We start from the raw sequence: 17320 nt of genomic DNA on the forward strand, positions 1-17320 counted from the left end.
TGACCAGCTACCACAACAAAATAAGGTAGCTTAACTAGAGCAGAGTATCACTTATAAATAAGCTTTTAGTTGTTCAAACATGTGGGACCACCTCTCTCATACATTTTTTTTGCCTCAATAGCTTTATCCAATTTTCTATGTATTAAGGAAATAGTAGATAAAATATCTAGAGCATCCTGTTCATCAATAGTCCAAGTAATTTTAGGAGCATGGGCTGTTGTGTTTCTAAATGTACCAAAAATTCCTTTTAATAAGTTCATAAAACCTTTTTGTTCACTTTCTTCGCTTTCTGTCATTAAATTGCTTAATGCCAGATGAGGAATTTTTCCTTTGAATGAGAAAGCTTGATCTATTAACTCAGATCCATCTGTAGTGAGAGACGTTTTATTACGAATTTTTTCAGCGATACTTTTAGTTGCTTCAAATACAGCATGAAAATAATTATCAACTAACAGCTCTGCTTTGCAGAAAAGTAGAACGTCATTATGAATCTTCCTATCAATTAGTACTTTTCTTAAATTTATAGCGCGTTCTTCTGCTTCAGTAAGTGTTTTGATGGCTGTGATGCGTTTTATAATTCCAGTTTCTTCTAATTCCAATCCTTCAAATGAAAGCACAATATTTAATTTGTTTCGTATTTCATTAAACCATGTTACATTATCAAAGTGCCTTGATGGTCTCATGACATGTTGAATAAAAAAGATTAAATTATTGGCGCACTTATCTTCATTCTGTTTGAGATTCAAAGCATCATATAACTTCTTCCATTTTGTTGAATTTATTTTTGGATCAGAAATATTACACTCACTTAGGTATTTAGAGATTTCCGTACCTGTTAGGCCATTCATTGTATCGCCTAATATTTTGCAAATAGATTCCAAAGAGGCAGGATCAATTTTTTTGAGAATAGCCATTTAATAATTTTCGAAAATATATAATTGATAAATTACATATTTTTCATTTGAAGATCAATTTAATCCTTCTGCTAATTTTTCTCCTTTTGATAAGGAGAATAAAGCGCATTTAAGCAAAAGAATCTCATTTGGGCTGGTTTATTGACTATGGAGGGGCTTAAGGGGACTGATGTGTTAGAAAGGGAGGAAATTAAGTTTAAGTGATGTATGTCCTATTTCTAAGAAATTGTAAACATCCTCGTTTTGACATGATAGATTTGCCAGATGCATTTTAGATGCAGGGCCTTATCTACTCTACATGATCGCTATGGTATTTCAACTGAAGCAGTTATAGAGAAGATTAAGTCACATTTGAAATAAAAGTAATATGTACTTGATATAAATAGTATCGAAAAAAACTCTTTGAAATCCCTGAATGTTAAAGGTGGGGAATTTTATTAATTAATGCAGTAATCTAGGCTGTCTATATGGATTTTTCTAAATATATTGTTCAACAGGAAGTTACTTTTTTGAATAATATGGGCTTTAAATAGTCATATAAAAGATTTACAATTTTATAAATTTAAAATTTTTTGTGAAAAATGTATTGGGATAATTATAGTGATGTTAACTTCTTAGTCGGAGTTAATGGAAGTGGGAAAAGTCGCTTATTAAATACTATAGGTCAAAATCACTTAAAGCGAAATGATCATGTTATAGCGATTTCAAATACTGTTTTTGATAAGTTTAGTACTAGAGGATATGAAAAATTAAGTGCAAGAGATGGGAAGGTTTTTTTAAAAAATATAATTATTGATTCATTTTTGAATGAAAATGATAGTATTTATAATATTCTGGAATACTTAAAATATGAGAGATTTGTTGCTGTATTAATATCATTTTACGCTGATTTTGATGGTGATTTTCTTAGCTATTTCATAAGAAAAATAGATAAATATAATAAATTTGATATTCCAATTGATAAGGATTTTATTGATTATGAGTTAATTGAGCTTAAGAAGTTTTGTAATCAATTAGAAAAATTATTACGTCCTTATAGTAATTATGAATATATTTTTGACTTTGGATATTGGATGGGGAAAGAAAACACTGTAAATTTATCAATCTTCAAAAAATTCTATGAGCTATTTAGTAATAAAAGAATTTTTAAAATAGACTTTCTTTTATCTAAAGATGGAAAGAGATTTAAGTTGGATGGAGCAAGTTCTGGAGAATCCCATTTTTTAGCACAAATGTTATTCTTGAGTGAGAAAATTTTAAAAAATAAAAAAAATATAATTTTAATAGATGAGCCTGAAATAAGTTTACATCCAAAATGGCAGAGAGAGTATGTGTTAAAACTGTACGATTACTTTTATATGTATGATTTAAATTTTTTTATAGCAACTCACTCTCCATTAATGATTTCAAAACTTCAGGTAAATCGAAAGGATTTTTACAGTGATTATATAGGGAATATAAACTATAAAATATTTAAAGTAATTGATGGGGATTTTGAAAGAATTCAAGAGGATGATGATTATAGTATTGAATCTTTATATTGGGAAATTTTTGGTTTATTAACACCAGATAATTCATTTTTGTCGAGGTATTGTGTTGCTTTGTTAGATAATTATGACTTAAAGAAAATTTCTTTTTATGAGATAAAAGAAGAGTTTAAAAAGTTAAAAGAAGCATGTGACTTAGATTTACAAAAACAAGTTTTAATGGATATAGAAAATAGGTTTATAAACAACAATGAACATTAATTTATTAAATTACACTTGTCCCTATCCTAAGAAGTCAAGTAGGGGGAAAGGTAGAAATATTAATTGTAAATGTGGAAATGAGCCTTGGTCGTGTAAAGAATTCTTTTATGTAAAGAAGCAAATTAAGGTTAAGTTAAAAAAAGAATTTGATAACACATGTGCATTTTGCCAAAGGGCTCTCGCCGAAGATGAAGATATTATTATTGATATTGAACATGTATTGCCCAAACATAAATATGTAAATTACAGTTTTGATATAAGAAATTTAGTTATTTCTTGTCGGAGATGTAATACAGGAGCACAAAAAGGTACACGAACAGATTTTATCAATTATCTAATTCAGAATGATCAATATAACGCTTCAATAGATTTTTCTTTAGATAACTATAAATTCATACATCCAAAGTATGAAAATACTAGAGATTTTTATGAATTGGAATGTTTACAAGCAGGGCGTGCAGTATTTATGCGTTATACAATAAATAAAGAACATCCTAAACTTGAATATACATTTGATTTTTTTAATCTAAAAAAGTTAGAGCGTGGTTCTTTAGAAGATTGCGCAAGGATAATGAAAAGATTAAATAGTAAATTTTTAAAATATTTACCTGAGAAAATATAAAAATCCCCTCACTTGAGGGGATTTTTTATAGCTTAATTTTAAGCAATCGAATCATCTAAATTTGGTGCTAACCAACGCTTCGCTTCATCCAGTGTCCAACCTTTACGTTTCGCATAATCTTCAAGTTGGTCTTGAGAGATTTTACCCACGTTAAAGTATTCACTTTGTGGATGAGAATAATAGAAACCACTGACTGAAGATGGTGGCATCATTGCAAAGTGTTCAGTGAGTTTGGTGCCGATTTTATCTGTAGAACCTAACCAGTCGAACAACACTGCTTTTTCAGAGTGCTCTGGGCAAGCTGGGTAACCTGGTGCAGGGCGAATACCCACATATTTCTCTTTAATCAGTTCTTCATTGCTGAGCTGCTCATCAGCTTTATAGCCCCAGAACTCTTTACGAATACGTTCATGTAAGTGTTCGGCAAAGGCTTCAGCAAAACGGTCAGCCAATGATTGCACTAAGATTGCAGAGTAGTCATCACCTTTGGCTTTGTATTCATTTGCCAGTTCTTCTGCACCAAAAATCGATACAGTAAATCCGCCCAAGTAGTCTTGCTGCTCGCGGTCAGCACGAATGTAATCTGCCAAAGACAAGTTTGGTTTGCCTGTCACTTTGTCAGATTGCTGGCGTAAGTGCTCAAAAGTATGCGTAACATTTTGACCAGCTTCATCAAATACGCTGATGGTATCTGCATCTGTACGCTGAGCAGGGAACATACCAAATACGGCACGAGCATCAAAACGATTGTTGTCGATAATATCTTTCAACATCGCTTGTGCCTGGTTGTAAAGGTCAGTTGCTGCTTCGCCGACCACTTCATCTTCTAAAATTTTCGGGAATTTGCCAGTTAAACTCCAAGAAATAAAGAATGGCGTCCAGTCAAAATAATCCACGAGTGTAGCAAGCGGATAATTCTTTAAAACTTGTGTTCCCAAAAGATTTGGTTTTGGTGGCACGTAGCTTTCATCAATTTTAAAACCATTTTCAACCGACTCTTTATAAGTCAGTTTGGCCGCTTTTGGTTGTTTGTTGGCTAAACGCTCACGAATTTTGGCATATTCAGCACGATGCTCTTCAATAAATGCGCCACGCATTTCTTTCGAAAGCAAGGTTGTCGCTACACCAACAGCACGTGAAGCATCGGCAACATAAATTACCGCATCGTTTTGATACTGAGGGTCAATTTTTACTGCTGTATGTGCTTTAGAAGTAGTCGCGCCACCAATTAATAAAGGAATGTTAAAACCTTTACGCTGCATTTCTTTAGCAACAAATACCATCTCATCTAAAGATGGAGTGATCAGACCAGATAACCCAATGATGTCACATTTTTCATCAATTGCAGTTTGTAAGATCTTCTCGCAAGGTACCATTACGCCAAGGTCAACAATGTCATAGCCATTACAGCCAAGTACTACGCCTACAATATTTTTACCAATATCGTGTACGTCACCTTTAACCGTTGCCATTAGGACTTTACCTTTAGACTGTCCTTCGGTCTTTTCAGCTTCGATGTATGGGTTGAGCCATGCCACTGCTTGTTTCATGACTCGGGCAGATTTTACAACTTGTGGCAAGAACATTTTGCCTGAACCGAACAAGTCACCGACCACATTCATGCCGTCCATCAGTGGCCCTTCAATTACATCTAAAGGACGTTTTGATTTTAAGCGGGCTTCTTCGGTGTCTTGGTCAATATAAGTCGTAATACCTTTAACCAAGGCATATTCAAGACGTTTTTCAACTGACTCATTACGCCATTCAAGGTTTTCGGCTTCTTTTGTTGCACCACCTTGTCCACGGTATTTTTCTGCAACTTCAAGTAATTTTTCAGTCGCAGCCTGACCAGACTCACCTTGATTCTGATTTAAAATGACATCTTCAACCGCTTCTTTTAGCTCGGTAGGAATATCATCATAAATAGCCATTTGACCTGCGTTCACAATACCCATGGTCATGCCTTGCTTGATGGCATGGTACAAGAATACAGAGTGAATGGCTTCACGAACTGGCTCATTACCACGGAATGAGAACGAAACGTTAGACACACCGCCAGAAATCATGGCATGCGGTAAGTTCTGTTTAATCCAGCCCGTTGCTTCAATAAAATCGACTGCGTAGTTGTTGTGTTCTTCAATACCAGTCGCAACTGCAAACACGTTCGGGTCAAAAATAATATCTTCAGCAGGGAAGCCTACTTCGTTTACTAAAATGTCGTAAGAGCGCTTACAGATTTCACGTTTACGTTCAGCAGTGTCGGCCTGACCTACTTCGTCAAAGGCCATCACAATAATTGCAGCACCATATTGACGGCAGAGGCGGGCTTTTTCGACGAACTCGTCATAACCTTCTTTTAAGGAAATTGAGTTAACAACCGGTTTACCTTGTACGCATTTTAAGCCAGCTTCAATGATTTCCCATTTCGATGAGTCAATCATGATCGGTACACGTGAAATGTCAGGTTCGGATGCTACAAGGTTTAAGAAATGCACCATCGCATTTTGCGAATCGAGCATCCCTTCATCCATGTTAATGTCAATAATCTGTGCGCCAGCTTCAACCTGTTGCTGTGCAACTTCTAAAGCTTCGGCAAAGTTCTCTTCACGAATGAGACGTAAGAATTTTTTAGAACCGGTAACGTTAGTACGTTCACCAACGTTTACAAACAATGAATCATCATAAATATTAAATGGTTCTAAACCACTTAAGCGGCAAGCAGGTACCGTTTCAGGCACTTGGCGAGGCGCAATGTCTTTTACCGCATTGGCAATAGCTCGAATATGGTCTGGTGTCGTACCACAGCAACCACCAGTAATGTTAATCAAACCGCTTTCAGCAAACTCTTTTAAGAAAGCTGCAGTTTGCTCTGGAGTTTCATCATATTCACCAAATGCGTTTGGTAAGCCTGCATTTGGGTGCGCTGAAACAAAGGTATCTGCGACATCGGAAATAGTTTTTACGTGAGGGCGCATGGCATCTGCACCAAGGGCACAGTTAAAACCGATTGAAAGCAAATCGCCATGACGAACCGAATTCCAGAAAGCTTCCGCTGTCTGACCTGTTAAAGTACGGCCTGATGCATCGGTAATGGTCCCTGAAATCATAATTGGTAATTCGCGACCAATTTGTTTGAATACTTCTTTGACTGCAAAAATCGCTGCTTTACAGTTTAAAGTATCAAATACAGTTTCAATCAGGATAATGTCTGCACCACCTTCAATTAGTGCATGAGTCGCTTCAATATAATTTTCTTTTAACTCATCAAAAGTAATGTTACGAAAGGCAGGGTCATTTACATTCGGTGAAATTGAACAAGTACGTGATGTTGGCCCAAGGACACCTGCGACAAAACGCGGTTTATCTGGAGTTGAGTACTTTTCACAAGCTGCTTTGGCTAAACGTGCTGCTTCTCGGTTAATCTCTGGAACAAGATCTTCCATGTGATAGTCAGACATTGAAACACGTGTGCCGTTAAAGCTGTTGGTTTCAATAATGTCTGCACCAGCATCGAGGTAGGCTTCATGAATACCTTGAATGATTTGAGGCTGTGTTAGAACCAAAAGGTCATTGTTACCTTTTAAGTCATGTGCCCAATCAGCAAAACGCTCACCACGATAGTCAGCTTCTTCCAATTTATGGCGCTGGATCATGGTTCCCATTGCACCATCAATAATCAGAATGCGTTTAGCAAGAAGCGCTTTTAGGGTGGCAAGCGTAGACATAGAAAACCCCGATCTTTATATGAATTTAAAAATGCGGCGCTATTGTAACAGAATAGCAGCACAAATGATGATCTACGAAGGTCAGGTGTAGCTGACTAAAAAGTTAAAAAAGAGATCGCCTTATGTCAAAAACAAAAGAATTTTCATGAAATATTCATCAAATGATCATGATATTGAAATATTTCATGCTCAATATGCCGAAATATTACAGTTGCTTTGTATGAAAAATAGACATATCGGTAATTTTATTTATTTTTTTGCTGTAAAAATAAGCACAAAAGGAGCTCATAATTAATGGTTTAAATTATTGTATTTTAAGAAAAAAATAAAAACAGTCGGGGAAAGGTGCATCAAATGAGGTCAAAATATAAAAAATTGACTTCATCAGGCGCCTCTTTGTCATATAATTGTCATAATTTAATTTAAGAATACAGAGGATTTTATTATCCTCTTACCGTCTGCATGAATTCTAATCTACCCCCTGTTTCGGATTCAAAACTTGCGGCAAACCTGCAAGCAAAATCGACGAATGTCCATGTCCCGACACCTAAGTTTTTTATGCCGGTGTTTCTGACGATTATTATTGCAACACTTATTTATATTGGGTTTCAGGTCAGTGCTGATTTAGCGCATGTTCCACCTTTAAGCCTTTATTCAGTTATTCTTTTATCTACTGCACTCTTGATTGCACTAGGCTTTGAATTTGTAAACGGTTTCCATGACACTGCTAATGCAGTTGCAACGGTTATTTATACAAATGCTTTGCCTGCACCGGTTGCAGTCATGTGGGCAGGTTTTTGTAATTTCCTTGGGGTAATGGTCGCAAGTGGTGCTGTTGCGTATGGCATTATTGCATTGCTTCCAGTTGAACTTATTATGAACATGGGCAGTGGTGCTGGCTTTGCAATGGTTTTTGCATTGTTGATCGCTGCAATTCTTTGGAATCTTGGTACTTGGTTCTTGGGAATTCCTGCTTCTAGCTCTCATACCTTGATTGGTTCAATCTTAGGTGTGGGTATTATGAATCATCTGTTGAGTGCATCGACTGGCGTAACGACCAGTGGTGTTGATATGGATCAGGTGATTAAAGTAGGTAAGGCATTATTATTTTCTCCTTTAATTGGTTTTGCTTTTGCGGCAATTGTATTCTTGTTGGTTAAAACTATTTTCAAACGCCAATTAGAATTATTCCAGCCACCTGAAGGGAATAAGCCACCACCAGCAATCATTCGTGCAATTCTTATCTTTACCTGTACAGGTGTGAGTTTTGCACATGGTTCTAATGATGGCCAAAAAGGTATGGGTCTTATCATGCTTATTTTGGTTGGTTTAGTGCCATTAGCTTATTCATTAAATAAAAACCTCGATACACAGCAGGTTCAATCATTCCATCAGCTTTCTTCTCAAACTGCGGTTTTGTTAAACCAAAATCAACCAGAATTGACTGACGAAAAAGCGCGTGCGGTATTAACTAAATACATTCAAACCAAGCAACAAACGCCTGAAGTTGTGCCTGCATTGGCAAGCATGACTGACCATTTGGGTGAGCGTGTTTCTAGCTATAGCAACTTAAAAGATATTCCAGAAGCTGCAATTAGCGAAATCCGTAATGACATGTATTTGAGCACAACGACGTTTAAGCGTTTGGATAAGGCAGATGCTTTACCAAAAATGGATGACTCACAGAAAAAGCTTGTGAAAGATTATCGTAGTAGCTTGGATTCATTCTTACAATACATTCCAAACTGGGTGAAAGTGGCAGTCGCATTAGCGCTTGGACTTGGTACTATGGTTGGCTGGAAACGTATTGTGGTAACTGTCGGTGAGCGTATTGGTAAGCATCACATGACTTATGGTCAAGGGATGTCTGCTGAACTTGTTGCAATGAGTACAATTGCTGCAGCAGATGGTTTAGGTATGCCGGTTTCAACAACACACGTTTTAAACAGTGCTGTTGCAGGTACTATGGTTGCCAATAAATCAGGCCTGAATTTCAATACTGTAAAAACAATTCTCTCTGCATGGGTATTTACCCTTCCTGCAACCATCTGTTTGTCTGGTGGTCTATACTGGTTGTTCTTACAGTTTGTATAAGCTGTCTGTTTGAATAAAAAAAAGCCACTAGCATGAGTGGCTTTTTTTATTTCTATATTTCAAAAAAAACATTTTTTTAGGGTAAATTCACTAATAAGTTAATGGCTATCTAGAACACCTGTAGTAAACGGTTTAGCTTAAAATTTTTATGAAAGGATATAAGATGAAAACGGTTCAACTCGACCAATTAAAACAACAATTTCCACTCATTCAAACATTACAAGACTATCAAGAAACATTTTGGTTTAATCCTCACCGTTATCCTTTAAATGAAGCACTAACGAAAGTGGGTCTTACAGAACAGGATGTAAAAGAAGCAGAAGCAAGGCTAGCGCGTTTCGCACCTTATTTGGCAAAAGTCTTTCCTGAAACTCAAGCCCAGCATGGAAAAATTGAATCAGCACTAGTAGAAATTGCGGACATGCAACAAGCTCTATCGCTACAAAAACATAAGACACTTACAGGGAAACTTTGGCTGAAAAAAGATAGCCATTTACCTATTTCGGGTTCAATCAAGGCACGTGGCGGTATTTATGAAGTATTGGCTCATGCTGAAAAATTAGCCATTGAGGCAGGGCTTCTCAAGCTAGAAGATGATTACAGTAAATTAGACCAAGACTCATTTCGAACATTTTTTTCCAAATATCAAATTGCAGTAGGTTCTACCGGTAACCTTGGTTTATCAATCGGTATTATGAGCGCGAAGCTTGGGTTTAGAGTGTCGGTACACATGTCTGCCGATGCAAGGCAATGGAAGAAAGATAAGCTACGTTCACTTGGTGTAAATGTGGTGGAATATGCCAGTGATTACGGAGTTGCTGTAGAAGAAGGGCGTAAGGCAGCCGAACAGGACCCATTTTGTTTTTTTATTGATGATGAGAATTCGACCACTTTATTTTTAGGTTATGCAGTTGCAGGTTTGCGTTTAAAACAACAGTTTGAACAAAAGCAAATTAAAGTCGATGCAGATCATCCCTTATTTGTATATTTACCGTGCGGAGTAGGGGGCGGTCCTGGTGGGGTGAGCTTTGGGTTAAAACTTGCTTTTGGTGAGCATGTACATTGTATATTTGCAGAACCTACCCATTCTCCGTGTATGTTACTTGGCGTTTATACAGGCCTGCATGATCAGATTTCAGTAAATGACATTGGTTTAGATAACATCACTGCGGCAGATGGATTAGCTGTTGGCCGTGCTTCTGGTTTTGTCGGACGTGCTATGCAGCAGTTAATTGACGGTTACTACACCATTCATGATGAATGTTTATATGAACTCATTTCGCTTTTAAATCAAACTGAAAATATTCAAGTTGAGCCCTCGGCAGCGGCAGGCATGATGGGACCATATTATGTGCAAACTACTCCTGATTATTTGGCTTTGCATCAATTGTCAGCTGAAAAGTTACAACATGCGACACATGTGGTATGGGCGACAGGAGGAGGAATGGTTCCACCTGATGAAATGCAGAAGTATTTAACGCATAGCCAAAACAATTAATTGCACAAAAAAGCCCAATTCTAAAATTGGGCTTTCAACGTTATTATTTTTTAGAAAATTTCCTAAATGGAAGTTTCTCGGCTGCAAAGCCATAGATGGCAGCAAAAGGAAGAGCTGTACGGGCCAAATAAGCCACACGCCATAAACCGCCATGGTTAGCACCCTCCATCATTAACTCTAGAGGGTGGTCGAGTACGGTTTCAGGGTTTGCAACAGAAGAATCATTTCTTAAGTCATGAATCCATAACGCCGCCATAATGGCATTCGTGGTTTCTGGACTAAATGCTTCTACATCAAAAAGTTCTGCGCCATTAAAAGCAGCTTTAAGGAGTGGATTCTTTGTGACCGAATGAGTTGTGGTAGATGGTGCAATATTAATACTTACACGTTGACCTTGATGACGGGCAAGTGTCGCACGCCATTGTTGAATACGTTTTGCCAAAGCGTAGTTTGGCCCTTGTTCAACTACCAAACAGTCTGCAATACCATAAGTTTTGCCATTTTCGTTAGTAATCAAATCTTGATAAGGTGCTTGAAAAAAACGTTTGAGTGAGAGTGTAGAAACACCTTTCACAGCCATTTTTTGTAGTTGTGAACGAGATTTAAATTTCTCTTGAGCAGCTTCTGCAACTTCTTTAGGTACTGCATAAACATCGGTTGGCGTACACATAAACATTAAGCTTGTATCAGGTTTATGTTCACTCACATATTGCATAATACTGTCCATTGCCATAGAAACACGGACATGTTTTTCGCCGTCTAAATAAGCAATAGCAGCCAAGTCTAATTTTTGAGGAAATTGAACTAACCACTGGGCAATTTCTGGTATTTGCGTTAATAAATTGGCACCCAATTTATCTCTCAATGCTGAAGCTTTTGCCGAAGAGTCAATTTTTTCAATACTTGGTGCAATAAGCGTTGCGTTTCCTTGCTGGATTGTATTTAGAATTTTCCCCCAAACTCGTGGGTTTGGTAAATCTATTGCAACAATATTCGCTTTCCATTTTGCTAGCCAAGGTAATGGTCCTGCTTCTGAGGCTGCACCAAATAACACCATCGTACGGTCAGATAAATCAAACCATTCAGGATGAGCAGCAGCTTCGCGTAAAGCCTTAGCATGGCTTGGTTCAATAATACCTGCATTTTCCCATTTTTGAATTTGGTCAAGTAAGCTTTGCCCGCTCAGTTTTTGACCTTTATATGGAACATACCATTCTGGTGCAGCTTCACTTTCGCCTTTAAATCTTACTGTATTTAAAGGTGTAGAAGTGGGGATGTGTAGAGCATCTTTTAAAAGATAGTGTTTACCATCGCGGTAATAATCAAAAAGATGATGAGCCTTATGCAATCCCTGTTTTGCAATGGTAATTGGATTATTGCTGTTGGTAATTCCGTGCTTAACGAGTGCCTTAAAGTAAATAGGATAATTTTTTCGCCAATTTTTTTCAGCCAAAATCTGTTGAGCAGTTTTATTATCTACAATAGATAAAGCTTCTGACAAAATCTCTTGGCCTGTAAGAGACGTGCTTTGCTTTTTGATCGAGGCGTGAATTGGAAATTGTAGACCTTCGGCTGGACTCTGGCTGGACATAAAATATCTCGCTTGTACGATAAGGTTAATATACAGGTGTATACATTATCTATGCCAATGAAAAGAAACGTGTGGCAATAACTGCCAAAATAAAATTCAATATTTTTGTGATGAATATAAGATGAGTCATTTTTTATGATAATTACATCGCATTTTACCTTCATTTTTTTTCACATTTTTAGAACATTTTTATAGACTTACGTTACATAAATAGTTATTTTGTATAGAGCGAATTCATCAGGTTTGACCTGAAGGTAAAATGATCAAAATGTATCAATAAAAAGATACAACGATGAGTAAAAAACTAGACTTTTTTTATTAAATGATCAGAAAAGTCAAACGAAATAAGAAAGAATTGGGGTGAAACTAGATAGAAGACAACGTAAGATTGTCTTTTAAAAATCTTGGGGATATGGTGATTTTTTACACCATAATTTTCTAGTTTCATCCCATCTAATTTTGGGCTGGAACCCTCCATTTCGGTATTCAGTTCATCATTTAATAGAAGTCTCTATCTAATGACTTTAAAAGAGTACTTCTAACAACGTCCTTTTTTCGCCTGTCCAGGTGGGCAAAAACCTCCTGGGTGTCCGTAATACGGAGAGTCAGGATCAATCACAATACTACCCTCAGGTGTATGTACTGCACAGGCTGATAATGACATTGTGAAAATTGCTGCGGCACAAAGAAGTAATGTTTTCATGTTGTTCTCGCTTTTTTATCATTCTCCCTTTTACTATAGAAATATTTTGATTATATTTCGATCTATTTTTGGTTAAAAAATATCTTTTAGCAGCTAAATTAAGAAGAAATTAAGGAGAGCGTAAAATCGTTCTAAAACCCACATGGGTAGCGGCTAAATCAAAATCTTGGGGATAGCGGCTACTATTACGATAACGTGAACAGTAATTTTCAGCACATAAAAACGATCCACCTTTAATCACATATTGAGTACTGCTCATTTTTTGTTGTCTTAAAGCAGAATAATTACCCATGTGCTGGTCGTGCGCACCTTGATAAGGAGAAGATGTCCATTCCCAAACATTTCCAATCATATCGAATAGTTTAAAACCGTTAGGTTTAAAACATCCGACAGGCGCAATACCAGTAAAATGATCTTGGTTCAGATTTTCAAAGGGAAATGCACCTTGCCAGTAATTCGCTTGTGGATGCTGGTGCTCATCGGTAGGTGCTTGATGTAAAGGAGTATCAGTTGGTGAGTTTGCTTTAGCGGCATATTCCCATTCAAGTTCTGTGGGTAAGTCCCGTCCTAGCCAAACTGCATAGTGTTCAGCATCATTTTTAGTCACGTAGCGTACAGGTTCATGAGGATTAGGAAGAGCACCATTTTTGCCGTTTGGTGTTCTCCATGTATATCCTGTCTTAAGTTGCCACCATTGCTGAGGATGATGTGGGTCTGGAGAAAAAACAGCAGCTTGTTTTTGTTTTTCAGCATCGGTGATATAACCAGTTGCCTTCACAAAACTCGCGAACTGAGCAACAGTGACTTCAGTTTGATCAATCCAGAAACCTTTAACTTCCCGTTGTTTTTTTCCAAAGTTAAGTTCATCTGGATAAGCTTTTTCAGAACCAAAATTAAAATGGCCATCTGGAATGAATACCATGCCTGCGGTTGTATTTTTAAGCCAGTCTGTAGGAAGTCCTGTATAGCTCTTACACTGTTCGATGGAACCCAAAGCAGCCGATTGAATGGCATGCTTTGGTAAAACCGTTTTAGTGTCAGCGTTATGTTCAGACTTGCTACAACCTGTGATGAACAACAGGCCGATTGTAGTACTTAAAACCAGTTTCAATTTCATTTGGCGTTATATTCCTGTACGCCATTTTGTTCAGTGTATTTTTGATAAACTGCTAATAGCTCTTGAACTTTTGCAGGGTAAAGCTGCGCGACATTGTGATTTTCTCCACGATCAGTGGCAATGTTATAGAGCTCCCAAGAACCTGTTCCTAATTCAGGGCGACCTTGAAGTGCGATTTTCCATTCACCCTGTTTTGCATATTTACTACCATGCAATTCATCGGCAAAACTGAAATTGGCAGGGCGTATCGTTTGTGATTTATTTTCAAGTACAGACTTCCAAGAATAACCGCTTGGCGTATTAATGGTTCGGCCTTTATATTGCCCTTGAGGTACTGGAATATGAGCATAATCTAATAACGTTGGGAAAACGTCGAGTACCGATGCAAAGCTATGATTGGTTTCTTCAGCTTTCTTTTGATTTGGTAATTTCACAATAGCAGGAGCGGTAGTTGCACCTTCACCAGCTGTGTCTTTCCATAAGTGGAAAGGTGCTGCACTGACCTCGGCCCAACGTGGTCCAATATAATGGTAAGAAGTAGGGGTACCTACATTTGCTACAGAATTATCAAAGCCTGATTCACTGCCATAGCTTCCGCGAACAAAACCTTCTGCGCCATTGTCAGAAACAAAGAAAATTAAAGTGTTGTCATAAAGATTATTTTGTTTGAGATATTGAATAATTCTGCCTACATTGGCATCAAGATTTTCTACCATGCCTGCGTAGATTTCCATTTTGCGTGCTTCAAGCGCTTTTTGTTCAGCTGTTAACTCATTCCACTTGCCATATTTTTGTGGTGCATTTTGAGTTGCAATTGGTTCAGCAGCCTCAAAATTTACTGGAATAATTCCAAGTTGCTTTTGGCGTGCAATACGGGCATTACGGATAGCATCGTAACCAACGTCATAAACGCCACGATATTTTTCACGGTATTCTGCTGGTGCCTGTATTGGCCAGTGGGGTGCTGTATAGGCTGCATAGGCAAAAAATGGTTTGCCACTATTTTTACCTGACTCTAAATAGCTAAGTAATTTGTCGGTAAAATAATTGGTCGAGAAAAAGTCATCAGGCAATGCTGAAACAGGAATAATTTGCCCATCTTCGGTATAGGTTGAATTTCGCTTAAACGCACTTGGAGCTTGTTTAAAGTGGTGGTCTAAACCTTGTAATAAGGTAAATGAATGATCAAAACCTTTAGCATGTGCATTGGTTTCAGGTGTTAATCCCAAATGCCATTTACCGCTAATATAAGTTCGATAACCATTATCTTTGAGCACCTGAGCAATCGATAGTGAGCGTTCATTTAAATAGCCTTCGTAGCCAGGCTGTCCTTTTAAATGATCAGGGGTAAGCTCTGCCATAGCACCTATGCCTGCCAAGTGGTGATCAGTACCAGAAATGAGTTGTGAACGAGTAGGCGAGCATGTAGGTGCAGTGTGATAGTCAGTTAAAATTCGACCTTCTTGCGCTAAACTATCAATGTTCGGGGTATGAATTTCACCACCAAAAGCTCCTAAATCTGAATAGCCTAAGTCATCGGCCATAATGAATAAAATATTCGGCTGCTTTGGTGTACTTACCGCAGTTTCTTGTGAATCATTATCGTTACATCCAGCTAAAGATAAGCTAAATAAAGCAATGGAAAGACTAGATAAAAGAGCTTTGTACTTCATTGTATCATCTGAATTATTAAAAGAATTGTGCTTGAGTTTAATCAGATGGTTTTTGCAATCAAAACAAGGAATTGATCAAAGAAAATCAGAAAAATATCTGAGAATTTATCTTGATAAATAAATGAGAAAAAAAGAAAAGCCCATATTGGGCTTTTCTCAAAAATATGGATTTAAAAAGGTAGGCGAGTAAGTTGATCTAAGAAATGAGGAATCACTCTTGGCTCAATCAAAATCGTTACAATTACGCCGTAAGCCGCACCCCATAAATGGGCACTATGATTAATATGCGTATTGCCACGTTTACCTGCCCAAATGCTATAAGCAACATAGAGAATTGCAAAAATAATAGCTGGCACAGGGATGAAAAATACAAAAATCAGCTTCCACGGCTGAAATAGAATATAGGCAAACAGAACAGCAGATACGGCTCCTGAAGCACCTAGACTTGCCCAGTTTGCATCATTTTTATGTTGTAGGTAGCTTGGCAAGATCGCAAAAATTAATCCGCCTAAATAGAACAGCACAAAACCCATGTCATAAAAATATTGGCGATAAAAACTTTCGATGATGCTGCCAAAGAAAAACAGGGTAATCATATTAAAGAGCAAATGTGTACCATCTGCATGGATAAAACCATGAGTAATGAATCGATCAAATTGTCCACGTTGCATTGCAGGCGGCCAGAAGATCAGACGGTTCATGACATTTTGATTGCTAAAAGCAAGTAAAGACACAATGACCGTAATAATAATAAGAGTAATGGTGTGATTAAACGGCAAATGCAACATAAGAAATATTTAAAAATGATCAATACTAATGGCAATAATGCCATTAAAAACACAACTTGAAACCCTGTTGTGTATAAATCCGACAAATTTAGTTGATTTTTTTTAAATCTACCTCATCTTCGGTTAATATAAAGGCATCAGCTTGAGGAATATTGTTATGTCGACTGAGAACACCAACACTGCTGTTGCAGAAGAAATTCCGAACCTTTTGATTACACCATCTGCACAAGAGTATTTGCACGAATTATTGGCGAAGCAAAATACTCCGAGAATTGGCGTTCGAATTTTTGTTGAACATCCGGGTACACCACGTGCAGAGTGCTGTATGGCATATAGTGCACCAGAAGAAGTGGTGCCGACGGATTATAAACAGGACTATCCTGATTTCCCTGCATATATTGATGCGCCGTCTATCCCTTATCTTTTAGACGCTGTTATTGACTACAACAAAGATCGTTTTGGTGGTCAGTTAACTTTCCGTGCACCAAACTCTAAAGTGCCGCGCGTAGGGCCAGATGCATCAATTGAAGAGCGTATTACCTATGTACTTCAAGCAGAAATTAACCCGGGTCTTGCAGGACACGGCGGTAACTGTAGCTTAGTTGAAGTGCAAGATGACCCTGAACATGGTCTTACTGCTGTATTGAAATTTGGTGGCGGTTGCCAAGGTTGCTCAGCAATTGATGTGACTTTAAAACAAGGTGTTGAAACAACCTTGAAAGAACACATTCCTGAACTACAACGTGTGGTTGACCAAACAGACCATACACAAGCAGAAGGTGCTTATTTCAAATAATTAAATTATTTGAAAAGTGAAATAAAAAAGCCTCGGAATGAGGTTTTTTTA

12 protein-coding genes and 1 pseudogene are annotated in these 17320 nt (G+C 37.4%); 6 read left to right on the forward strand and 7 right to left on the reverse strand.

The genetic code is table 11. From position 1 onward, the window contains the following. Window positions 1-65: 65 nt before the first annotated feature. Complete coding sequence (locus MKL62_RS10610; protein ID WP_033523765.1) at window positions 66-914, reverse strand: TIGR02391 family protein; 849 nt, start codon at window positions 912-914, stop codon at window positions 66-68. Between the two features lie 212 nt (window positions 915-1126). Here MKL62_RS10610 and MKL62_RS10615 point away from each other — a divergent pair. The 3 genes and pseudogenes from MKL62_RS10615 to MKL62_RS10625 form a co-directional block, all read left to right on the forward strand. After that, window positions 1127-1274 (forward strand): annotated as a pseudogene (locus tag MKL62_RS10615) (transketolase family protein); the annotation flags it as partial. A gap of 221 nt (window positions 1275-1495) precedes the next feature. Beyond that, window positions 1496-2662 (forward strand): AAA family ATPase, encoded by a 1167-nt coding sequence (locus MKL62_RS10620; protein WP_005129358.1) that lies wholly within the window; start codon window positions 1496-1498, stop codon window positions 2660-2662. Further along, window positions 2652-3284 (forward strand): HNH endonuclease, encoded by a 633-nt coding sequence (locus MKL62_RS10625; protein ID WP_005129357.1) that lies wholly within the window; start codon window positions 2652-2654, stop codon window positions 3282-3284. Before MKL62_RS10620 ends, MKL62_RS10625 begins: the two co-directional genes overlap by 11 nt. Window positions 3285-3322: 38 nt before the next feature. On the opposite strand, the gene metH is transcribed toward MKL62_RS10625, so the two are convergent. Further along, window positions 3323-7009, reverse strand: a complete 3687-nt coding sequence (metH, locus tag MKL62_RS10630; RefSeq protein ID WP_005129356.1) for a methionine synthase — start codon at window positions 7007-7009, stop codon at window positions 3323-3325. 462 nt (window positions 7010-7471) lie between these two features. Here metH and MKL62_RS10635 point away from each other — a divergent pair, with 462 nt between their 5' ends. Both MKL62_RS10635 and MKL62_RS10640 read left to right on the forward strand, forming a co-directional pair. Next, the gene (locus tag MKL62_RS10635; protein WP_001087641.1) at window positions 7472-9103 is read left to right on the forward strand and encodes an inorganic phosphate transporter; all 1632 of its coding nucleotides are present in this window, start codon (window positions 7472-7474) and stop codon (window positions 9101-9103) included. A 163-nt stretch (window positions 9104-9266) separates the two neighbouring features. Beyond that, complete coding sequence (locus MKL62_RS10640) at window positions 9267-10601, forward strand: D-serine ammonia-lyase (protein ID WP_005129355.1); 1335 nt, start codon at window positions 9267-9269, stop codon at window positions 10599-10601. 43 nt (window positions 10602-10644) lie between these two features. Here the strand turns inward: MKL62_RS10640 and MKL62_RS10645 are convergent, their stop codons facing one another. From MKL62_RS10645 to MKL62_RS10665, 5 genes are all read right to left on the reverse strand, one after another. Continuing rightward, window positions 10645-12192: a hypothetical protein gene (locus tag MKL62_RS10645; RefSeq protein WP_005129354.1), complete on the reverse strand. Its 1548-nt coding sequence runs from the start codon at window positions 12190-12192 to the stop codon at window positions 10645-10647. A gap of 538 nt (window positions 12193-12730) precedes the next feature. Beyond that, entirely contained in the window at window positions 12731-12895 is a 165-nt protein-coding gene (locus MKL62_RS10650) for a hypothetical protein (RefSeq protein ID WP_000854552.1), read from the reverse strand. Window positions 12896-13004: 109 nt separating this feature from the next. Next, entirely contained in the window at window positions 13005-14012 is a 1008-nt protein-coding gene (locus MKL62_RS10655; RefSeq protein WP_005129353.1) for a formylglycine-generating enzyme family protein, read from the reverse strand. After that, the gene (locus tag MKL62_RS10660) at window positions 14009-15685 is read right to left on the reverse strand and encodes an arylsulfatase (RefSeq protein WP_000875360.1); all 1677 of its coding nucleotides are present in this window, start codon (window positions 15683-15685) and stop codon (window positions 14009-14011) included. Before MKL62_RS10660 ends, MKL62_RS10655 begins: the two co-directional genes overlap by 4 nt. A gap of 170 nt (window positions 15686-15855) precedes the next feature. Further along, window positions 15856-16473, reverse strand: a complete 618-nt coding sequence (locus MKL62_RS10665) for a rhomboid family intramembrane serine protease (RefSeq protein ID WP_000902937.1) — start codon at window positions 16471-16473, stop codon at window positions 15856-15858. Between the two features lie 157 nt (window positions 16474-16630). Between MKL62_RS10665 and nfuA the strand changes: the two genes are divergently transcribed. Continuing rightward, complete coding sequence (nfuA, locus tag MKL62_RS10670) at window positions 16631-17269, forward strand: Fe-S biogenesis protein NfuA (RefSeq protein WP_188200011.1); 639 nt, start codon at window positions 16631-16633, stop codon at window positions 17267-17269. Window positions 17270-17320: the final 51 nt, after the last annotated feature.

The sequence above is a fragment of the Acinetobacter sp. AOR01_HL genome (assembly GCF_027855455.1).
GTDB lineage: Bacteria > Pseudomonadota > Gammaproteobacteria > Pseudomonadales > Moraxellaceae > Acinetobacter > Acinetobacter baumannii.